Annotated in this window: 13 protein-coding genes and 1 pseudogene; 7 read left to right on the top strand and 7 right to left on the bottom strand. The window is 40.6% G+C overall.

From position 1 onward, the window contains the following. Positions 1-133: 133 nt before the first annotated feature. The 4 genes from rpsL to F7734_RS52760 all read right to left on the bottom strand — a co-directional run bounded on the left by rpsL (position 134) and on the right by F7734_RS52760 (position 4041). Positions 134-511, bottom strand: coding sequence for a 30S ribosomal protein S12 (gene rpsL, locus F7734_RS52775; protein WP_017746068.1), 378 nt, complete (start codon positions 509-511; stop codon positions 134-136). Positions 512-699: 188 nt separating this feature from the next. After that, positions 700-1032, bottom strand: a complete 333-nt coding sequence (locus F7734_RS52770) for an iron-sulfur cluster assembly accessory protein (RefSeq protein WP_155752243.1) — start codon at positions 1030-1032, stop codon at positions 700-702. A gap of 280 nt (positions 1033-1312) precedes the next feature. Then, positions 1313-1741, bottom strand: coding sequence for a phosphomannose isomerase type II C-terminal cupin domain (locus F7734_RS52765; protein WP_155752242.1), 429 nt, complete (start codon positions 1739-1741; stop codon positions 1313-1315). A 299-nt stretch (positions 1742-2040) separates the two neighbouring features. Continuing rightward, complete coding sequence (locus tag F7734_RS52760; RefSeq protein WP_155752241.1) at positions 2041-4041, bottom strand: phosphodiester glycosidase family protein; 2001 nt, start codon at positions 4039-4041, stop codon at positions 2041-2043. 837 nt (positions 4042-4878) lie between these two features. Between F7734_RS52760 and gltB the strand changes: the two genes are divergently transcribed. Then, positions 4879-9627, top strand: coding sequence for a glutamate synthase large subunit (gene gltB, locus F7734_RS52755; protein WP_155752240.1), 4749 nt, complete (start codon positions 4879-4881; stop codon positions 9625-9627). Between the two features lie 199 nt (positions 9628-9826). Here gltB and F7734_RS52750 read toward each other — a convergent pair whose 3' ends face one another. After that, a complete protein-coding gene (locus tag F7734_RS52750; RefSeq protein WP_155752239.1) occupies positions 9827-10720 on the bottom strand; it encodes an acyltransferase family protein in 894 nt (297 codons plus the stop codon). 742 nt (positions 10721-11462) lie between these two features. On the opposite strand from F7734_RS52750, the gene F7734_RS52745 reads away from it, so the two are divergent. The 5 genes from F7734_RS52745 (at position 11463) to F7734_RS52725 (ending at position 17479) form a co-directional block, all read left to right on the top strand. Further along, positions 11463-11771: a hypothetical protein gene (locus tag F7734_RS52745; RefSeq protein WP_155752238.1), complete on the top strand. Its 309-nt coding sequence runs from the start codon at positions 11463-11465 to the stop codon at positions 11769-11771. A 318-nt stretch (positions 11772-12089) separates the two neighbouring features. Next, positions 12090-12662 (top strand): hypothetical protein, encoded by a 573-nt coding sequence (locus F7734_RS64700; protein WP_155752237.1) that lies wholly within the window; start codon positions 12090-12092, stop codon positions 12660-12662. Then, positions 12659-14836, top strand: coding sequence for a hypothetical protein (locus tag F7734_RS52735; protein ID WP_155752236.1), 2178 nt, complete (start codon positions 12659-12661; stop codon positions 14834-14836). Before F7734_RS64700 ends, F7734_RS52735 begins: the two co-directional genes overlap by 4 nt. A 69-nt stretch (positions 14837-14905) precedes the next feature. Beyond that, positions 14906-16642: a hypothetical protein gene (locus tag F7734_RS52730; protein WP_207714422.1), complete on the top strand. Its 1737-nt coding sequence runs from the start codon at positions 14906-14908 to the stop codon at positions 16640-16642. Between the two features lie 33 nt (positions 16643-16675). Further along, positions 16676-17479, top strand: coding sequence for a flagellar motor protein (locus tag F7734_RS52725; RefSeq protein WP_155752235.1), 804 nt, complete (start codon positions 16676-16678; stop codon positions 17477-17479). Positions 17480-17606: 127 nt separating this feature from the next. Here the strand turns inward: F7734_RS52725 and F7734_RS62615 are convergent, their stop codons facing one another. Beyond that, entirely contained in the window at positions 17607-17951 is a 345-nt protein-coding gene (locus F7734_RS62615; RefSeq protein WP_207714421.1) for a hypothetical protein, read from the bottom strand. A gap of 269 nt (positions 17952-18220) precedes the next feature. On the opposite strand from F7734_RS62615, the pseudogene F7734_RS52715 reads away from it, so the two are divergent. Continuing rightward, positions 18221-18586 (top strand): annotated as a pseudogene (locus F7734_RS52715) (Uma2 family endonuclease); the annotation flags it as partial. A 164-nt stretch (positions 18587-18750) separates the two neighbouring features. Here F7734_RS52715 and F7734_RS52710 read toward each other — a convergent pair. Then, positions 18751-19710: a polysaccharide deacetylase family protein gene (locus F7734_RS52710; protein WP_166482705.1), complete on the bottom strand. Its 960-nt coding sequence runs from the start codon at positions 19708-19710 to the stop codon at positions 18751-18753. Positions 19711-20517 lie beyond the last annotated feature (807 nt).

Below are 20517 nucleotides of genomic sequence, written 5' to 3'. Positions count from 1 at the left end.
GGGTAGGGGATAGGAGGTAGGGGTTAAAAATCGCTTCATTCCTACTCCCTACTCCCTATTCCCTAACCCCTACTTAAAGTGCCAAGTGCTGATAAAGACACTTGTTGCTCAGCACTCAATACTCAGCACTGCTTTATGCTTTTTTAGGACGTTTCGTTCCATACTTAGAACGACCTTGCTTGCGGTCTTTGACTCCGGCTGTATCTAAGGTTCCACGAATAATGTGGTATCTCACGCCTGGTAAGTCCTTGACCCTACCGCCACGAATCATAACCACTGAGTGCTCTTGCAAGTTGTGACCAATCCCTGGAATATAGGCTGTGACCTCAAATCCAGACGTTAATCTTACCCTTGCGACTTTGCGTAAAGCTGAGTTGGGTTTTTTGGGTGTGGTTGTGTATACTCTAGTACACACCCCCCGACGCTGAGGGCATTCCTTCAGAGCTGGGGACTTGGTTTTCTGACGCGCTTTTTCGCGTTCAGTACGTATAAGTTGCTGTATTGTTGGCATGAGTTACAGCGCGAAAAGCTGCTTTTATTCTAAGTAACAACAAATCCTGATTATAGCTTTTCTTTTGGGTTTTGTGTCAAGTTTTTTTGTCATTTGTCACTCGTCCTTTGTCATTTGCCTCAATCAATGGCAAATGACAAATGACGAATAACAATTTCTGTTTAACTTAGGACTCTATATGACAAGCCCTATTCCTTCACAATTGAGAAAGAATTACCACAGCCACAACTAGCGCTTGCTTGAGGGTTCTGGAAGCGAAAGCCACCGCCCATCAAATCTTCTGAGTAATCTACACTTAAGCCATCAACATATTTTTGGCTCTCAGCGTCTATCACCACTTGAAGACCATTAGTGGTAACAACGCGATCGCTAAGTTTCGCTGCCTCATCAAAAGACATATCATAGTACAACCCGGAACAACCACCAGATTTAACTGCTAGGCGAAAAAATGTGTGTGACGGCTGCTGCTTTGATTTGAGTCGCTCAATTTCATTAGCAGCTGCTGAACTCAGTTGAATCATCGCGCTCCGAAATGCAATTAAAACTCATGCTAGGCTATTATATCAAAATTTCGTACTACTTTTTCACAATCTTTAGTAGGGTGGGCAATGGGCAACTCCCTATTTTTAAGTCAAAAGGACAGGCAAAACACTACCTCACAAAACTGTCTTAGCTTGTGGAATGCAGCCTTTAACCCGTCCTTAACTATTAAAGTACACTAAGTACTCGGTTTGGAATTGTCGATAAAAACTTTCAGCCGTTACGTTATGATAAACGGAAGCTCCGATTCAGCCAGCGCTATTATTGATTGAGGTCTTGAGTACGAGCGTAGTCGTCTTGGTATCGAACAATATCATCTTCACCTAAATACTCGCCATTTTGGACTTCAATTAATACCAAGGGAATGACACCAGGATTTTCCAAGCGATGAGGTGTACACTGAGGTACGTAGGTAGACTCGTTATTTCTCAGAAGCACTTCGCGATCGCCACAAACAACCTTAGCTGTACCAGAAACCACAATCCAATGTTCGCTGCGATGGTGATGCATTTGTAAGCTGAGGCGATGTCCCGGCTTAACCTCGATGCGCTTAATCTTGTATCCGCGTCCTTCTTCGAGTACTGTAAAAGAACCCCAAGGACGAAGTTCTGTAGCAGCAACGCCTCTAGCAGTCACAGCAGGAGGAAGGGGCAATGTGTTACCTTGTGTTGCCTCTTGAATTTGAACCATAGTTACCTCATTATTTTTTGACAGAAGGAACCGTCAGCACCTGTGTAATATTGATGAAAAAAAGGCGATCGATGTTTCAGATCCCCAGTAGTGACTGATTCATGTCACTTTGCCAACCATAGCAAATGAATTCTGAAAGTGAGATCGATGATTTCCACAAAGTCACATCTCTACATCAATTCTTTATTAAAGAACATAGCGGCTTATTATAAGCTTTAAAGTGATTGGTTCTTTGTCATTTGTCATTTGTCCTTTGTAAAACGATAAGTCACCAATGACCAATGACCAATGACTAATGTCTAATGACCAATCAAAAACACCCCAATTCCGTTATGAACGCGAGCTGCGGTATTGGGGAAACGATCGAGGAGTTGACCCCCCAAGTAAAGACTGGTAGAACTACCGCCGTCTAAATTGAGAGCATTAACACACCCCAAAAGCTGCATTAACTGCGCGTGTTCTGCTAAGGTAGGACCAGTACCACCCGCACGATTGTGTACTGCGGCGATCGCTAAATTTCCTGTTGCGGTTGTACAAATCCCACTGCGAACAGCTTTTTCCGCGATGAAAGCATCACTGAATTTTTCTCCTTTGGCATCAAGCACAATCTGACGGTTCCGCAACAACAGTGGACCTGCCCCTACGATGTGAGAATAACGGTTAAACTCAGTGTTAGTGGTAGAACTATTAATCTTGAGTGTGGAATTTACAGGTAATTGTTCGGCGTTGGCTGTGGCATTTCCGCGAAAAGTCAGTAGGTAACCATCTTGGGGAATAGGAACGGCTGTTTCACCTGCTTTACCTGCTGTTATTTGATTGAGAATTTTATTTTGCTGTACAACTAGAATGATTTCATTATCGGTGAGGGGGGTGTAAGTTGCTCCCCATGCAGGAGTATAACGAGCAATGCCACTCTGAACGTAGCCACTATTTAAATAGAGAACTGGTAACTGTACCTTGTTTGGTGCAATTATGGTTTCTTGTAAGGTGAGGCGATCGATGTAAAACTGTCCGGAATCATTCCAAGCGATCGCACCCCGATTGAGAATAGGTCCCGAAAGCCATAAATTATCCCGACGAAGTGCGCCTAAAGGCAATCGGTTATTCCGGTTAAAATATCCACCATTAATAGCTGCAACTGCTGTTTGCTGTTGTGCAAATTGAATCAGAGGAGCAGTTCCAACCATCGTGTCGGAATTTGTCCAAATTGGTTTCAACTTTATACCGCTTGTACGGGGATTAATTTCCAACCATGTGACTGGAAAGCGATCTTGACCTAAACTCAGGTACTGCTGTCGCCATCTCAATCCTGTTGCCCATACAATATCACGCTCTGGCATAGCATCGGGTCGAATTTCGATGCTCAAGCGGTTGGGGTTGGCTAGAGTATTTACCCGAGGCGCAAAACCAAAGGGGACGCTGAGCCTCACGATTGTTTGGTTGTTCGCAACTTCTACTTGTTGAATTAACGAGTCGGGTGTTGGAACTTGAGCCGATAACAAAGCCCTTTCTTCACTCCCTCCCTCTCTCCCTCCCTCTCTCCCCCCTCCCAACAGGCTAGGATCGGCTATCCCTTCTACAGTCACTACCCATTCTCGATTTGGTGGTGAGGCGGGTTTGGGAGTTGCAGTGTCAGAGTCAAGTGGTGAAATTGGAGACTTTGGTACGGGTAATCCCTGTAAAATTTGCCAGGGAGTTGGACGATTTAAATTTATAATGATGGTATAACCTAAAGTTTGCCTATCCTGACGAATATTCAGTACCTTGGCACTTGGCGTAGAAATTACCAGAGTGTTACCATTTGCCTGCATTTGCCATCCGGCAGTATTAGCAAAGTTTGTTATGTCTAGATACCGATATCCTGTTGTTATCAAACTGGTTAAAACAATAGGACTAGTGGATGATGAAAACCACTGTACTGGTTGTCTGGTTGGGTTGTTGTTATTTAATAAATCGACTCCCAGTAATTGCTGAATAGCTCCATCATTTAGATAGGTTGTAAGTTTATCAGTTCCAGACTTTTGTTGCAACCAAACGCCAGGTAAAATGCGACCGTTGAGAGCAACTTGATTACCGTAGGAAACCACTCCGGGTAATGCAGGAGCCAAAGGTTGTGGCATCGTTTTTAAAGTTGGTGCGCTTGGTGTTGAAGGTTGTGCTTTGGCACTATCATATATATCTACAAGACAAAGTAGAGTTGCAAGTACTGACGGTATGACAACCTTAAGAAAACGACTACTACTTTTATTGACGGCAAAACAGCAATCTCGTGTTAGTAAAAGTCTCAGTATTGTTACCATAGTTATTGATGTATTTATGAAAACTCTGTTGGCAACTGACTTCTAGAAACATCAAAAAATGATGACAAGAGTTGTGTGACCATTGGAATGTGATATTGTATATATGGGCTTTTTATCTCTGAAAACAAGAATTTTTTTTAATATGCGATTATTACAAGAGTGCTATGCAATTTTTAATAATCGTATACGTATTGAATTGCTTGCTGTAAAAAGGATGAAGTATAAAGTATGAAGGATAAAGTGTACCTCACGGTTGAAGTCGGGCCATGGGATACAAACACTTCGCGTTAAATATTTTTCGCATAACAATTGAGAGGTTTGTATCCATTCAACAGATGAAGTTTTTGCCCCTTATCCTTTATTCCGCTCGGAAGTCAAGCAAATGGCAATACAAGTAGTAAAGAATAACAGATAAAAAGTCAGAAAACACAAGAGATCTGTAGGATAGGAATTGTCAAATGGGCATATAGTGTAATACGCTGATTTTGTTGCTAAATCCGAATAATATTCCCGTTAAGAGTCGTGAGATCGTATTTCACACCTGTTTCGGGTACGGCACGCTCATTAATTAGAAGATTGGAAAAGAACTCGGCAATTCAGATAATGAGCGTACTTAGGAAAAAACTTATGCGTTCGGAAGTAGTTTAATTCACTCAGGATAAACACATAGAAAATATCCAAAGAATTTTAACACGGGTCAAACAAAAACAAAAGCCCGAAGTTAAAATTTTTTTTCCCTAAAAATCAGTCCTCTGTATTTTCCATATTGGCAGTTAAAAATTTTTCCAACCAGAAGTAGCAAAATGCGTAACTCACGTTGTTAGGGATAACAAAAGGATGAATCAACAAAAAAACATGACACATTCTGATATTTCAAACGGGTACATCTATCCAGGTCAAAGATGGTTAGTGGAAGAGCGAGATGCTTGTGGTGTGGGTTTTATCGCCCATCGCCAAAATCAAGCTAGCCATGAAGTCGTAGAAAAAGCTTTATTGTCTTTAAGTTGTTTGGAACATAGGGGTGGTTGTAGTGCAGACCAAGATTCGGGTGATGGTGCAGGAATATTGACCGCTCTGCCTTGGGAGTTGTTCCAACAGGATTTAGCAGCATGGGGGAAACAAGGTTTTTCCACAGGTCATATGGCTGTGGGAATGATATTTTTACCTCAAGATGAGGAAGCAGCCCAAAAAGCTAAGGCGCTTGTCGAGCAAGTGGCGATTGAGGAGAAATTAACTGTATTGGGCTGGCGAGTGGTTCCAGTACAACCTCAATTATTGGGGGTACAAGCAAGAGAAAATCAACCCAGGATCGAACAACTTTTTGTCGCATCGGAAGAGAAAAGCGGGGATGAATTAGAGCGATCGCTATATATCACACGTCGTCGAATTCATAAAGCTGTTCGCCAAAACAATAACCTATGGTCAGACGACTTTTACATCTGCTCGCTTTCCAGCCGAACCATCATTTATAAAGGTATGGTACGTTCGGCTGTATTGGGGGATTTTTACCAAGATTTAAGAAGCCCATCATACACCAGCCCCTTTGTCGTCTATCACCGCCGCTTTAGTACCAACACCATGCCCAAGTGGCCCCTCGCTCAACCCATGCGGCTATTGGGTCACAATGGAGAAATCAATACTCTGTTGGGAAACATCAACTGGATGATGGCAAGAGAATCAATTTTAAATCATCCCGTTTGGGGCGTTCGTATTGAGGAACTTAAGCCATTTGTCAATATTGACAGCAGCGACTCAGCCAATTTAGACAACGTGTTTGAGTTGCTAGTGCATACCGGACGCAGCCCCTTGGAAGCCATTATGATTATGGTTCCAGAGGCATACCAAAATCAGCCAGAATTGCGAACCTATCCTGAGATAGTTGATTTTTATGAATACTATAGTGGCTTGCAAGAAGGCTGGGATGGTCCCGCACTGTTGGTGTTTAGCGATGGACGGAAAGTTGGAGCAACACTCGATCGCAATGGCTTAAGACCGGCGCGTTACTGCATTACCAAGGATGACTACATCGTAGTCGCTTCAGAAGCAGGTGTGGTGAGCTTTCCCGAATCTGACATTATCGAGAAAGGTAGACTCGGACCAGGACAAATGATTGCTGTGGATTTAGAAAGCCACGAAGTCCTGAAAAACTGGGAAATTAAGCAACGCATAGCCAAGCAGCATCCCTATGGGGAATGGTTGCGCCAGTATCGTCAGAAATTGGGCAATGGGCAATGGGCAATGGGCAATGGGAATGTCCATGGGAATGGAACTTCCTCCAGTCCCCAATCCAAAATCCAAAATCCAAAATCCAAAATCCAAAATCCCCCAGATAAGCAAACTCTCCTCCAACAACAAATGGCTTTTGGCTACACCACAGAAGATGTGGAAATGGTAATTCAGCCAATGGCGCAGGATGGTAAGGAAGCAACTTTCTGTATGGGGGATGATATTCCTCTGGCAGTCTTGTCTGAAAAACCCCACTTGCTGTACGACTATTTCAAGCAGCGCTTTGCTCAGGTGACGAATCCAGCCATCGATCCTCTTAGGGAAAGTCTGGTGATGTCCTTGAAAGTAGAACTGGGAGAACGGGGCAATTTATTACAGCCGAAGCCAGAATATGCCCAAAGACTGATGCTAGATTCACCAGTTGTGCAAGAGACAGAGTTGGAGGCTATCAAACTGTCGGAATTTGCAACAACTGAATTATCAACCCTGTTTGAAATTGAGAAAGGTCCCTCTGGGTTGAAAGCCGCAGTCCAAGCTCTACAAGCACGGGCTGCTGAATCGGTGCGGGCAGGTGCGAAAATTTTGATATTGAGCGATCGCATGGCAGCGCCGCCGTACCCGGCTTATCGCACTCAAGCAGGCAATGAACTAAGAATTGGAACTGAGTACACCTACATTCCTCCTTTGCTGGCAATAGGTGCCGTCCACCACCACCTGATCCGCGAAGGGCTGCGGATGAAAACATCTTTGATTGTGGATACCGCCCAATGCTGGAGTACCCATCACTTTGCTTGCTTAATTGGTTACGGTGCAGCAGCGGTTTGCCCCTACATGGCTTTGGACACGGTACGTAGTTGGTGGTTTGACCCCAAAACCCAACAGTTTATGGAACGGGGCAAAATTACTGCCATGAGTTTGGAGCAAGCCCTTGCTAACTACCGTAAAGCAGTAGAAAGCGGGTTGTTAAAGATTCTCTCGAAGATGGGGATTTCTTTGCTCTCTAGTTACCAAGCCGCACAAATCTTTGAAGCAATTGGTATCGGTCAAGATTTACTGGAACTAGGATTTTATGGAACGGCTTCTCGCGTAGGGGGCTTGAGTGTCAGCGAATTAGCACAAGAAGTTTTGGCGTTCCACTGCAAGGCTTTCCCAGAACTGACAACCAAGAAGTTAGAAAACCTTGGCTTTGTCAACTACCGCCCCGGTGGCGAGTACCACATGAACAGCCCGGAACTGGCAAAAGCGCTGCACAAAGCGGTGGATGGGAAGAAATACGACCACTACGAAGTGTACAAGAAGTACTTGCAAGGTAGAACGCTCACAGCTTTGCGTGACTTGCTCGATTTCCAAAGCGATCGCTCTCCCATTTCTATTGAAGAAGTAGAGCCAGTGAGCGAAATTGTCAAGCGTTTCTGTACTGGTGGAATGTCCTTAGGCGCACTGTCAAGAGAAGCACATGAAACTCTGGCAATTGCTATGAACCGCCTTGGTGGTAAATCCAATTCTGGGGAAGGTGGGGAAGATCCAGTCAGATACCAAGTTTTGGATGATGTGGATGGTTCTGGAGACTCCGCCACCCTACCCCATTTAAAAGGTTTGCGGAACGGAGACAGAGCTTCAAGTGCCATCAAGCAAGTTGCTTCGGGACGCTTTGGTGTGACACCAGAGTATTTGGTCAGCGCCAAGCAAATTGAGATTAAAATCGCTCAAGGTGCAAAACCGGGTGAAGGCGGACAACTTCCTGGGAAAAAGGTTAGCCCTTATATTGCCATGTTGCGACGTTCCAAACCGGGCGTGACGCTGATTTCTCCACCACCGCACCACGATATCTATTCTATTGAGGACTTGGCGCAACTCATTTTTGACTTACACCAAATCAATCCCAAAGCTCAAGTTTCAGTGAAGTTGGTTGCGGAAATCGGTATTGGTACCATTGCTGCAGGGGTGGCGAAGGCAAATGCTGATATTATTCAGATTTCCGGTCATGATGGCGGTACGGGGGCATCACCACTGAGTTCTATTAAGCACGCTGGTTCTCCGTGGGAATTGGGATTAACGGAAGTGCATCGCGTGTTGATGGAAAATAGCTTGCGCGATCGCGTAGTTTTGCGTGTTGACGGTGGGCTAAAGACTGGTTGGGACGTACTGATGGGCGCGTTGATGGGAGCAGAAGAATTTGGCTTTGGTTCCATCGCCATGATTGCTGAGGGCTGTATCATGGCAAGAATTTGCCACACCAACAATTGTCCCGTGGGTGTTGCGTCTCAGAAAGAGGAACTGCGGAAACGTTTCCCCGGTACGCCAGAACACGTTGTGAATTTCTTCTACTTTATTGCAGAGGAGGTTCGCAGTCTGTTAGCGAAACTGGGCTATCGTTCCTTGTTAGATGTTGTTGGACGAGCCGATTTGTTGAGAGTGCGTGAGGACGTACAGGCGACGAAGACACAAGCGCTGAACCTTAACTGCTTGCTTCGGTTACCCGATTCACGGGAAAATCGCAGTTGGCTGGTGCATGAAGAGGTTCACAGCAATGGCGTTGTTTTGGATGACCAATTGTTGAGAGATCCGGATATTCAGGCGGCTATTCAAAACCAGTCCACTGTCAGCAAAACAATGGCGATCGTCAATACTGACAGAACAGTTGGTACAAGGTTAGCGGGTGCGATCGCATCTCAGTACGGTGACAGTGGTTTTGAAGGACAAATCAACCTCAACTTCAAAGGAAGTGTTGGGCAAAGTTTTGGTGCGTTCAATCTTCCCGGAATGATTTTGACATTGGAAGGAGAGGCTAACGACTACGTTGGCAAGGGGATGAATGGTGGTGAGATTATTATTAAACCGCCCGTAGAAGCCACCTATAACCCAGCACAAAACGTGATTATTGGCAATACCTGTCTTTACGGAGCCACCGGAGGATTCCTGTTTGCAAATGGTTTAGCTGGAGAACGTTTTGCCGTCAGGAATTCTAAAGGAACAGCCGTGATTGAGGGTGCAGGGGATCACTGCTGCGAGTACATGACTGGCGGAGTTGTCGTTGTCCTTGGAAAAGTAGGGCGTAACGTAGGGGCTGGTATGACAGGTGGACTGGGTTACTTCCTAGATGAAGACGGTCTGTTCCCCGAGTTAGTTAACCGAGAAATTGTTAAACTGCAGCGAGTCATGACCCCTGCAGGCGAGAAGCAATTGCAAGAGTTAATGAAAGCGCATGCGGAACGCACTGGTTCGCAGAAAGCGAAGATGATTCTAGAGAATTGGCAAGAGTTTTTACCCAAGTTCTGGCAATTAGTTCCACCTTCTGAGGCTGATAGCCCCGAAGCCAATTCCCAAACCCCAGCTGAAAAGCAGTTAAGTTCCGTGTAGGTTGGGTTTCGTTCCTCAACCCAACCTCACTCGTTCCCAGGCGGAGCCTGGGAATGCCTTTTTGGGAGGCTCCGCCTCCCGTACTCAACCGTATGCATCGCCCTTTAGGCAGACGAGAACGCCCACCCCACAAAATATGAGATGTCATCAGTTTGTACCTTACCCAATTAAAATTCGCTATAAATAATAGACCGAAAACCTAAGTAACAAACCGCTTAAAAGGAGTCGATTTTAACAGATAAATTGAGAGGATAGTCAAGAATACCACAAAAACACTTTCTACCAAAAAAACTATATTTAAAGGTATTCCAAAAACACCTATCGTCATAGCTATTTTATACTTTTGAAGTAATAACACGAATAAGTATTGCCAGTACTTGTGTATTGCAAATAGACCAAGAGAGTACTTAGCTAATTTTTCTACTAACAAACTTTTTTGATTGTTTTGGGGTGAATAAACATAACAAAAAATAGTCAAAGCTCCAAAAACAATAGAGACTCTACCATAAATACTTGGAATCTGGTTATATATACGCAAGTAAATATCGTGAAGAGAAAACAGTATGTATGTAATCAAATAGCAACCTTTAAACTTTAAGATTTTCTCTGGATTGTTTACTAAATAAAAAGCAATAGGGATATAGATGAGAAAATTTATTAACCAATGGTAAGGAAGATTGGAATTAAAGAAGTAAAGCGCTTCAAAATAAAATAAAGAAAACCCTACAAGTATATATGATACAATCAGCTTGAATTTCTTGGATTGCATTTGGTATAAAAAAGCAAAGATTAATAAAACCATTAAATTAAACAAAAAATAGAAAACCGAATCCCCAACTAATGGTAAGCTTGGCTGTAAACCTGTAATAATATCCCAAGACCAAGCAGGGAGTTGTTTTGTAGCTATAATATAAAAAATATTTTGAAAAACAGACCAAAATAAATATAATTTGACCAATCTAATAAGTCTTTTTTTAAAATATGGTAATTCGGGCTTTTGAAAAAATAAATAAAGAGAAACTATATAAAATAAAGGAACTGCTATTAAACACAATTGAAGTTGTAAATCTATAAAAATTCTGGCAAATAACAACTAAAAGTGTATGTGTGTTACTATCTATAATAAATTTAATGGGTTGCAAATGCCATATCAAAACAAAAATAATACTTAATGCTTTTAATATGTCTAAACTATTATTTCTTTCTGTTTGCATAAACGTTTCTTTATAAACAGGCTTTTTAGGAATGTTTGAAAAGTCATGATTGATGTTATCAAATATTTTTTACCCCACCCTAACCCTCCCGATGCATTGGAGAGGGAACTAGAATTCTCTTATTTCCCCCCAATACATCGGGGGACTAAGGGGGTAATCATGTGATTTTCCCCCCAATACATCGGGGGACTAAAGGGGGTAATCATGTGATTTTCCCCAATACATCGGGGGGACTAAGGAGGTAATCATGTGATTTTCCCCCTTTTACAAGGGGGGACTAAGGGGGGTAATCATGTGATTAAAATGACAGTTAACCACTTTTCAAACATCTTCTTAGGACGATGGCTATATGATTCCCAAAAATTATGTAAAAGTAACATGAATTTAACAACCTATTTATTAGATTTCACCCCAAATCCTTTCCTGCAAGGCTGTCCATTCTCCGCATTTTTCCTGACAATTGTAAATTTCTCGTAGAAAAAGGGTATTAGAGGGTTTTCTAATAAGAAATGTAAAGATATAATCCCTAATAGGAATTGAAACACCTAAAAGGTGAAGAAAGACTAGCTAGCTTTTACCAGAAGTACAAAAATTTAAGGCTCCTTTTTAGGGACTGAAACTATGTTGAACCTGACAAAGCCTAACTTCGTACTACAGATAAAGAAAATTGCCCCTCCCAAAGAGAATGAGCAAATGAGGGCGATCTCCTATAGTATGGATTTATTAATTCCTGGGTCATATATATGGTTCCCAGGATTTAGTATTCGTATTGGCGGAAGCATTCCTGACGATTTACCCTACAAGTACCCTCGAAAGATTCATAGCCCGATCGGAATTGCCTTAGTATTACCTGGATACAAGATATTTACTGCGTACCAGGGAACCTATGACCCTAGAGAAGCACCAAATACAAGGAATACCACAATTTAAATGTAAGGTTGTAGACTTGAAGGCATTCCCAGCCTGAGGCTGGGAACGAGAGTAGGGGGTCTACCCTTTGAATGCTGGCTCTATGCTTATAGGGATGGGGAGCGTCAATGGTCAAAGTATTGATACATCCTTTTTTCGTTACGTGGTAACCATTCTAGAAACTTTTGTATGGATGGTTAACACTTTTGAAACAAAGCGATCTATGAAAAGCTTTACTCTTTAACTGTATCTAAATATATTTGTAAGTAGATTTTCTGAAGAGCATCAGTCAAACAGGCGGCTAGAATAACTGGTGTACTTCTTTCTAGTTAAACCATCTTGACTGATGCTTCTGTAATAATTTCACCTGGTGAACCAATTTCCCCTTTACAAATATTAGGATTAGACATTGTATCCCGTTTACATGGAGGACGAGATGTTATCTTAGCAATTGATTTGACGGAAAGTGTCGGACTCAATGATGAGGGTCGTATCCGCTTACGTCAAATAGTTGAAGATAGCCTTAAACCCGGAGATTCGGTTTACGTTGTTCCTTTTGCTAAAGATATAACCTCAGAGGAAGTGCTACTGGGTGTACATCCACTAGGACTACCTATTGAGTTTAGTAGTAAAAGTAAAGATAATATTGACAAAATCTTACAAAAGATACCTTTTGTATCTGACCCAAACCATTATGGTGCAGATATTCAAAGAGCCGAATTAAAGATTTATCAAGCTGTTGCTCAGATAAACCAAAATCGCCTTCAGCAGAATCAGCCAATCAAAGCGCAATCCATTATTTGGATGACGGATGCACCTTTATTAGCTCAAGCGGGAATTACTTCAGAAATATGGATAGAAACTCCGGCTGATAGTCCTTTCCACGAGACACCATTGTCCAAATTGCCTTGAATCGTGTCGGTTTAGAACTCGTAAAATTCTGGTTAAATGGCGAAGGTCAAAGCCCCGATCCCCAACGCCTACTTGAACAATTTTTGATTCAATACCGTTGGCATACTGACTTAGCTAGAAAAGAAGGCATAAGTAGCAGATTAGCTGAGTCCGTGCAGGAGTACAACAAGAATTTTAGTAACACTATTAATACTTGGAAAAATAAATTAGAAAAGTCGATCGCCGACTGCCAAACGCGAGACGATCGCAATGCAATTTACGAAAAACTATCCAAGGAGTTTCGAGAGCAATTTCGCAAAACTCAACCAGGTGAAACAGAGAATAGTCGGGGAATTTGGCTAACTAAGCTACAACAAGTTTGTCCAACTCTGACCAAAGAACTTCAAACAAATATCGACGATTATATCACGCGATTGTTAGTTCCCAGCGAGCCTCATTTCTCAATTAGAAGTACACGAGACGGGCTAGATGCCTTACAACATGAATTGCATAACTATCAACGCAATCTACAAGAAGAAATTGCCAATTTTGGAGGGATGCGCCGTTTAGAAGATTTAGAGAAAAAATGGCGCGATGCCGAACAAATACTTCAAGATATTGAACAGAAAGCCGCTCTTCCCTTTCTAAGCAACAAGAATAGCCAAGCCCAAACTGAAGCAAAAAGGGTTTTACGCGAAGTTTGCGAGTTGATTAAGCATAACTTTCAGTTAGGAGTTTTGCAGGAGTCACTACAAATTGTTGATATTTTACAAAAGCACGTTCAAAGTAGAGACTCTCAAGTTGCTGCATTTAATAGCTTAGTCGAGAATTTGAAAAGTGGTTACGAGAAACAAGAAAAAGACTTGCAACAGCTTAATTTCGATGAAATGAGTGGAGAGGCGATCTTTGATAATGAAGATATAGAACGTTGTTTGCAAACTATGTTACCGAAAGATGATTTGCGACGACAGTTTGTCTTGGCAACTTCCTCTATTACAGAACCAACAGGACGAGGACAATCTTTAGCAAGTTTTATCGATAGGGAACGCACGACTCAACAGCAGTTACAGAAAGAAATTGATGTCAATGTTGATAGCTTGTTTGCGTCTCGTGGAATCAGTATTGTGAACTCTGTTATCAAGCGCTTCATGCAAAATTACTCCCTAGCAGCGCGTTCAACTCGCTTAGCACAAATTATGCAAGAAGCTCAACCTCTGCTAAATCTTAATTTAAGCGACCCCTACTTCTGCGATGACCCTGCTAAAAGTAGTAAATTGGTAGGTTTTAAAGACACGGATGAGTTAGAAGTACGGCAGTTTAAAATATTACTTGGGCAAGATTTAGGAGTTCACTCAAGCGTGTTTAAATCTACTCAAGCTGACGACGAAATTTTATTTGTCAATGAGTATGCTGGGTTTCCTATTAGATTGATAAGCAGTTTGGAAAGAATGAGAAACCCATACCTGCGCGAACAAAATTCTTCTACCTCTTTTCTTCACAATGACTATCGTGCTTCTTTTCCCGATATTATCCCCCCTGATGCTAAAAAAATGGAAGAATTAGAAGATATTTTTTATCCTTGTCTGGCATTGATGTTGTTAGAGAAAAATCAGGAAAATCAAAAATTGGAATTCCAATATTATGATGCATTGCAAGACTGTTATTACACTGCTTGTTTAAGTACAGAGTGGAATCAAGCTTTGGAAGAACTGGCTAACCATCGTGGAATGACTGAAACTTTGAAGAAACTTTTGGATGGTGCGATCGCAAATATTACTCACCAGCCAGTTCTTTGGCAAAATAATTATTTACCAAAATTGCGACAATTTGTTGAACAAGTTAAGAATTTATCACCAGATAATTCCAATTACCCCTACAAAACAGCAGTTTATACACCTCCTGGAGGTAACGATCCCACAACTAAAGAGGGAATTATTAATCGCTTCTGGAGAAAGATGGAAGAATGCTTTAAAACCTTCCAAAACCAAACTTTAGCATTAAACGGTTCTATCAAAAGTAAGAAAGATAATTCAGAAGAAGTAGTCGTTGTAAATTTTCATGTAGATGTTGAAGACAACCGAGCACAACGACGAGCGGAATTAGAACGATTAAAACAAGATTTAAGCGACGATATCATAACTCAAAATGAATACGAAAACCTTCGTAAAGAGATTTTGAGTAAATATCCCTTATAAGCCACTACGTAGGGTGGGCTAAAGCCCACCTTATTTCAAATTAATTTTCCAAACTCCATAATTCTTTCCATGTTACAAATACCTCTATACTTAATCATTCTCACACTTATACTAGTTATTATTCCATCTATAACCGCTCTTAGCTTACGGGTTTCTCTCTATTCTTTTCTTGTCAAAAAAGAAGAGACAGTAAGAAGACTAATTAAAAAACAATCACCCGGAAAGAAACCAGCAATTGTCAAAGAATTAGAAGAAAGATTTGCTGATGCTAGTAGAAAATTAGAGCAAGTCAATACAACAGCATTAGTCGAGCAAGTTTACAGCCAGCAAAAAGTTTGGACGTTCTCCTGTGACCAAATTGATTATTTTTGTCGCATTTTACCTAACTTGCTACTTTCCTTTGGATTACTTGGTACTTTTCTTGGTATTACAATTAATTTGGCAGAACTCAGCCAAACCATAAATCAAACTTCTACCAGCGATATCAGCAATTTAGTGAGGGAATTGGAAAAACCACTACAAGGAATGAGTATTGCCTTCACCACTAGCTTAACCGGATTATTTTTTAGTGCTTTTTTAACAATAATTAATTCATTCAAAAACACTAGTATAGCTAAATATCGACTGATTAGTTCTTTAGAAGATTACCTCGATAATATCTATCACCCTCAAGTAGAGGGTATTACTCGCTTAGATGTAATAATTCATAAGATGGTAAAACAGCAAGAGGAGTTTTTAACTAGGTTTGGTGAAACGGTTCGGAGAGTCGTTGAGGACTCGTTAGGAGAAGTCTCAAAAGAAATCGCACAAGGAAACAAAGAAGCTGCTGATTTAGCCAAACAAGTTTACGAACGATTTCAAGAAGGTGCTGGTACAATATCTGCTGCTGCTAATAATTTAGAGCATTCAGTTAGGGAATTTCAAACTGCAGTCAATGGAGTTAAAACTACTGCTAGCAAATTTGAACAAGTAAGTCAAACATTTGAAAATTGTGATTTCCCAGAAAGACTGTTAGCAGCTACAATCAGTTTAAATAATATACAAAGTAATTTTTCTCAATCTACTGCTAGTTTGGCTGAGACCGTTACAGCTATCAAAAATGCTGTTAATGAACTTCATTTATCCAGCAATCAGTTATTAAAGATGGGTTTAGAAATCGGAAACATTAATAAAACTTCTATAGAAGTCTTAGAAGCACACAAAACTAATCAAAAGTCTTTTCTTGAAATTATTCCTTTCCTTGATGAAGGAGCCAAGAACTTTAATTTAGCTATTCATAAAATTAACGATTTAGAAAAAATCATTGCTAACAAATCCAATAATTTAGATGGAGTGGAAGTAGCATTGAAAGAATTAATGTTAACGGTGATGAATTATACAAAAGAGATTCATTTATCAATTGAGGCTCTGGGAGAGCGTTTTGTATCAAGTATGTTTGATAAAGCTGAGGCTAGCGAGCGCTATATTCAAACTGCAATTACAAATTTTGAAAGAAACACAAATCAGTTAAGCATCATAATTGATACATTAAAGTTAGATTTAATGGAACTCCTAAGAAACAACAATGTAAAGTTAATTGGAGAATATAAAAATGTAGGTAACAGTTTGATGACAGGTATGAAACAAGAAACTGAACTTAGCATCAAGATATCTCAAGCCCTAATTAGTAATTTACAACAATGTATCAAAAAGATGGCTGAAATCAAACAGGAAATTTCTCATATAAGAGAAGGACAAACAAATACTGCTTTTAAAAATAATGCCAACAGTGAAGAGCTAGCAGATTTTTCTAGTTTATTTAAGTAAGTATTTTTCAGATAATTATAATTGAAAACAAATATGAATCGTCGTTTTCGACAGACTGATGATTGTGAAGAGCTAAATATTTGGCCCGCATTTACCGACTTAATGTCTAATGCCTTTATGATACTTCTCTTATTTTTGTTGATAGTTATAGTTAAGTCTGTACTGTCAGCAAGAAATTTAGAGCCGCTTTTAATTAGTTTAGCAGGAAATAAGCATCAAGTAGCAGATTATGCTAGAAAGATAGAAATTTTACAAGCTAAAGTAAATAAAACCGAGCAACTAGAACAGCAAGTTGCTTCTTTACAGAAACAACTGCATTCAGCAAAGCAATTAACAGATACGCCACCAATTATTTTGATTAAAGATGAAGGGGCTTACCGCTTTGAGTCTGGTAGTGCTGAGCTTCCACAACCGATGTACAAATATGTTTGGACAAAAATAGTTCCTGAAATTGAACAAAAAACAAAAGAGTACAACATAAATACGGTAGAAATCATTGGTCACACTGATGGACAGGCAAATGGTGGTACAATTAGTAATTTAGACCAAAATTTAGAAAACGTAGCTACTGGTAGTCTACCAGTTCGGAATCTTAAGGCAGGTTCAAACGCTGACTTAGGTTTGATGCGATCGCTAGAATTGGTTAGAGTGCTACGTTATATACAAACAAAAGAAGGTAGGCTGAAAGGATTAAAATTTCGTGCTTATTCTGCAGCACAGCTCATATTACCTAGTGGCGAGTTTGCACTTCCTACGAGTGCTCAACAAGAAGATTCCACACGGCGACGCATTGAAATTCGCTTTACTCGTTTAGGTGAAGTGACAGAAGTCAAATAAAATAGTTCTGCTTTAACAATTGAGCAAACGGCAATATCTTTGGTGGCAGTGGATTCTAGTTTCTGCTTTAAGGTGAAATTTTTACCACGCATATAGATAATGCAAGTGTTAGTATCTAGTAGGAATTTCACAAGATGGGTTCGCGTTCTGGTTGTTGTCCTTGGGGATGGCGAAAGAACGTTTCATCTTGGATACATCCGTAGAATTGAGGAAGGGGATATTCTGGGGTTTCGGTTTGGGTTTCTGGTTGTAGGGACTCAATGAGGGTTTTTAGCAATGTCCAGCCTCGGCTAAGGTCGAGTTCTTCGGTGAGTTCAGTCAGGGGGGATTGACGGAAAAACTCAGAGAGTTTGGTGGGTTGGTCTGGGTGGGTGTTGCGTGCGGTCAGGCTTTGGGCAAGGAGTTGGATAATATACAGTTTATCGTTGGGGGAAAGCTGAAGGAGTTGTTGTTCGAGTTCTGGGATAGCCATGATGGGGCTTACGTGGAGGATACATTTATTCTACTTTTAGCGTCAGAGTTTAATCTATTTGGACTCGTTTGTTACCTGTTAATACCGGGAAATTGAGAAGGGATCGGCAAAACTCCTAATGCAAACGATTTAAAAGCCCGCGTCAATTTTAACTGAGCCATTTCATTTTCAAATCAAATCTTGAGTATGTTGGTAGACTAAAAAACCTAACCTCTACATCTAGACTAGATATTTTAGTAAAACTCTTACAAGAGAAGATATTGCTCCATATGGTACAACAAATAATATCTGATACCGCGCCGGATATCATTTACCCTGAAAGTGACGGGAAACCAATAGCAGATAATACAAAACAATTTCGTTGGATTGTTACTATTAAAGAAAATTTAGAAATTGTGTTCGCTAGTATTGCTGATGTATTTGTTGCTGGCGATCTTTTGTGGTATCCCGTTAAAGGAAATAAAAATCTTTGCCAAGCTCCTGATGTACTAGTGGTGTTTGGTAGATCAAAAGGAGATAGGGGTTCCTACAAGCAGTGGGAAGAAAATAACATTCCGCCACAGGTAGTGTTTGAAATCTTATCACCTAGCAACACCACAAAAGAAATGACAAGTAAACTTTTTTACCGGAAACGTGGATATGTTGTATTTGGTGAGTTACCAAACTTTCCACAGGGTTATAGCCGCTTTTTTCTGAAGAAGGAGTTACAAAATTAAAATCTCATACCTCTTACAGGAGGCGGAGCCTCTATGAAGGCATTCCCAGCCTGAGGCTGGGAACGAGGGAACCTGCTGACTGGTCACTGGTCACTGTTCTTCGATCGCTTGTTCTTTTTAACTGCTGTTAAAGTACTCTTTTTAGCTTGTGCTAACTTGATGCCATCATCTTCCATTTCTAGAAGTTCTGGAACAGTTACAAAACGATAGCCCTGCTTTCTAAAGTTGCTAATAATTTGTGGTAGTGCTTGGATGGTTTTTGTGCGATTTCCGCCACCGTCATGCATGAGCACAATTCCACCTGGTTCGGAATTTTTCATCACATTCTTAACTAACCTGGGTACGGCAGGACGACTGTAATCGATGGAGTCAGCAGACCACATAACTGTAGTATAGTTTTGATTATTAGCATAATTCACCAAGCCGTTATGCATCATTCCGCCCGGTGGTCTAAATAAGGTTGTTTTTACACCTGTAGTTTTATAAATTAGGTCTGATGTCCTTTCAATTTCAAAGGCGGCTGCTTGCGGACTAAAATGATGGTACCAGTGATGCCACGTGTGGTTACCGATAATATGACCATCTGCTACTATCTGTCTGCCTAACTCTGGGTATGCCTTAAGCATCTGCCCAACGACAAAAAAAGTCCCTTTTATATTATTTTTCTTAAGAATATCTAATATCTTTGTTGTACCTTCGGGCCATGGGCCATCATCAAAAGTTAGTGCAATAACTTTCTCACCTGTTATCTTGTTTGCACTTTTGATAGTGACACCTTGAAAGCGGGATGGAATAACGTAGGCAAGACCCTTGATACTCGCCTCTTGTTGCCAAGTTGTTATCATTGCCGTCTTGAATTTCTCAACACGTTGTTGATTTCCCGTGCTGGCTGCTATTTCTTTTAAATTGACAGGTTGCTCGATCTGAGCTTTAGAAGCGTTTGGGTTGATAGGCATCATCAAACCAAGACTAAAACTACCGCATAAAGCAACTAATGCTATTAATATTCCTTGAGACCAAACATATGATTTATTGCTTTCCACGTCAAGCGCTCCTTCACTTGTGGAACCGTCAGCTACGGTATGACGGTATGTTTTAGCACATTTTTCTTTAAATACTTAATATTTCCAGAAAGTCTCTGAAAATCTTGAAAACTAAGATACGGGCTTAACAACAAACTATAGATATTAAGCCAATCAATTATAAGGTTTCGATGCCAACAAAAACTATATGACTTGGCAGTCACATTGCTACTAATAGTCAGCAAAGATAAAAGCGATGATATACTCAGACGTAATTTGGTGTTTCATAATACTACGGATTATTGACCTGAAAAAACAGATTGGAAAAATCTTTGCGACACATCGTAGGCTAAAAGCCAAGCCACATAAGACTGCTCAATCTAAAATCTCAACGCCACAATTTAAAATTGTATAACCCAGTATATTCTACTGCTGAATATTGTTCCCCTGGATAACAAAAAAGTTAAAGTTTGAACATATTTAATGTATTCTCATTTTTTTGATAAGAAGCTAGACGCGGGCTGACATAATATGTTTCTTATTAAAAATAAGAGTTTCCGGTCAATGCAAATGTCATTAACCTATCTTTACAAGGTGTGCTTGAACTGATTTGACTTTATCCCTTATCTAGATTAAAACAAAAGCTTAAATATTAAGCGTTTGCGTCTTTTGCCCTCTGCCTTCTGGCTTCATATCACGTACTCCTCAGTCTGTACTAAAGTCAGTGTAAGGTAGTCGCCCTAATAAAAAACTTACAATCACAAGTTTATGACGACTATTACCTCATTAATATTCTAAATTCAACATATATGTATTCAGTATAAATAC

This window comes from Scytonema sp. UIC 10036, from assembly GCF_009725235.1.
This window is presented reverse-complemented; position numbering and strand designations above follow the sequence as displayed.

Coding starts and splice junctions, on each gene's coding strand:
- rpsL (WP_017746068.1), bottom strand. CDS start 511: ATGCCAACAATACAGCAACTTATACGTACTGAACGCGAAAAAGCGCGT.
- F7734_RS52770 (WP_155752243.1), bottom strand. CDS start 1,032: ATGATTCAACTGAGTTCAGCAGCTGCTAATGAAATTGAGCGACTCAAA.
- F7734_RS52765 (WP_155752242.1), bottom strand. CDS start 1,741: ATGGTTCAAATTCAAGAGGCAACACAAGGTAACACATTGCCCCTTCCT.
- F7734_RS52760 (WP_155752241.1), bottom strand. CDS start 4,041: ATGGTAACAATACTGAGACTTTTACTAACACGAGATTGCTGTTTTGCC.
- gltB (WP_155752240.1), top strand. CDS start 4,879: ATGAATCAACAAAAAAACATGACACATTCTGATATTTCAAACGGGTAC.
- F7734_RS52745 (WP_155752238.1), top strand. CDS start 11,463: ATGTTGAACCTGACAAAGCCTAACTTCGTACTACAGATAAAGAAAATT.
- F7734_RS52730 (WP_207714422.1), top strand. CDS start 14,906: ATGTTACAAATACCTCTATACTTAATCATTCTCACACTTATACTAGTT.
- F7734_RS52725 (WP_155752235.1), top strand. CDS start 16,676: ATGAATCGTCGTTTTCGACAGACTGATGATTGTGAAGAGCTAAATATT.
- F7734_RS62615 (WP_207714421.1), bottom strand. CDS start 17,951: ATGGCTATCCCAGAACTCGAACAACAACTCCTTCAGCTTTCCCCCAAC.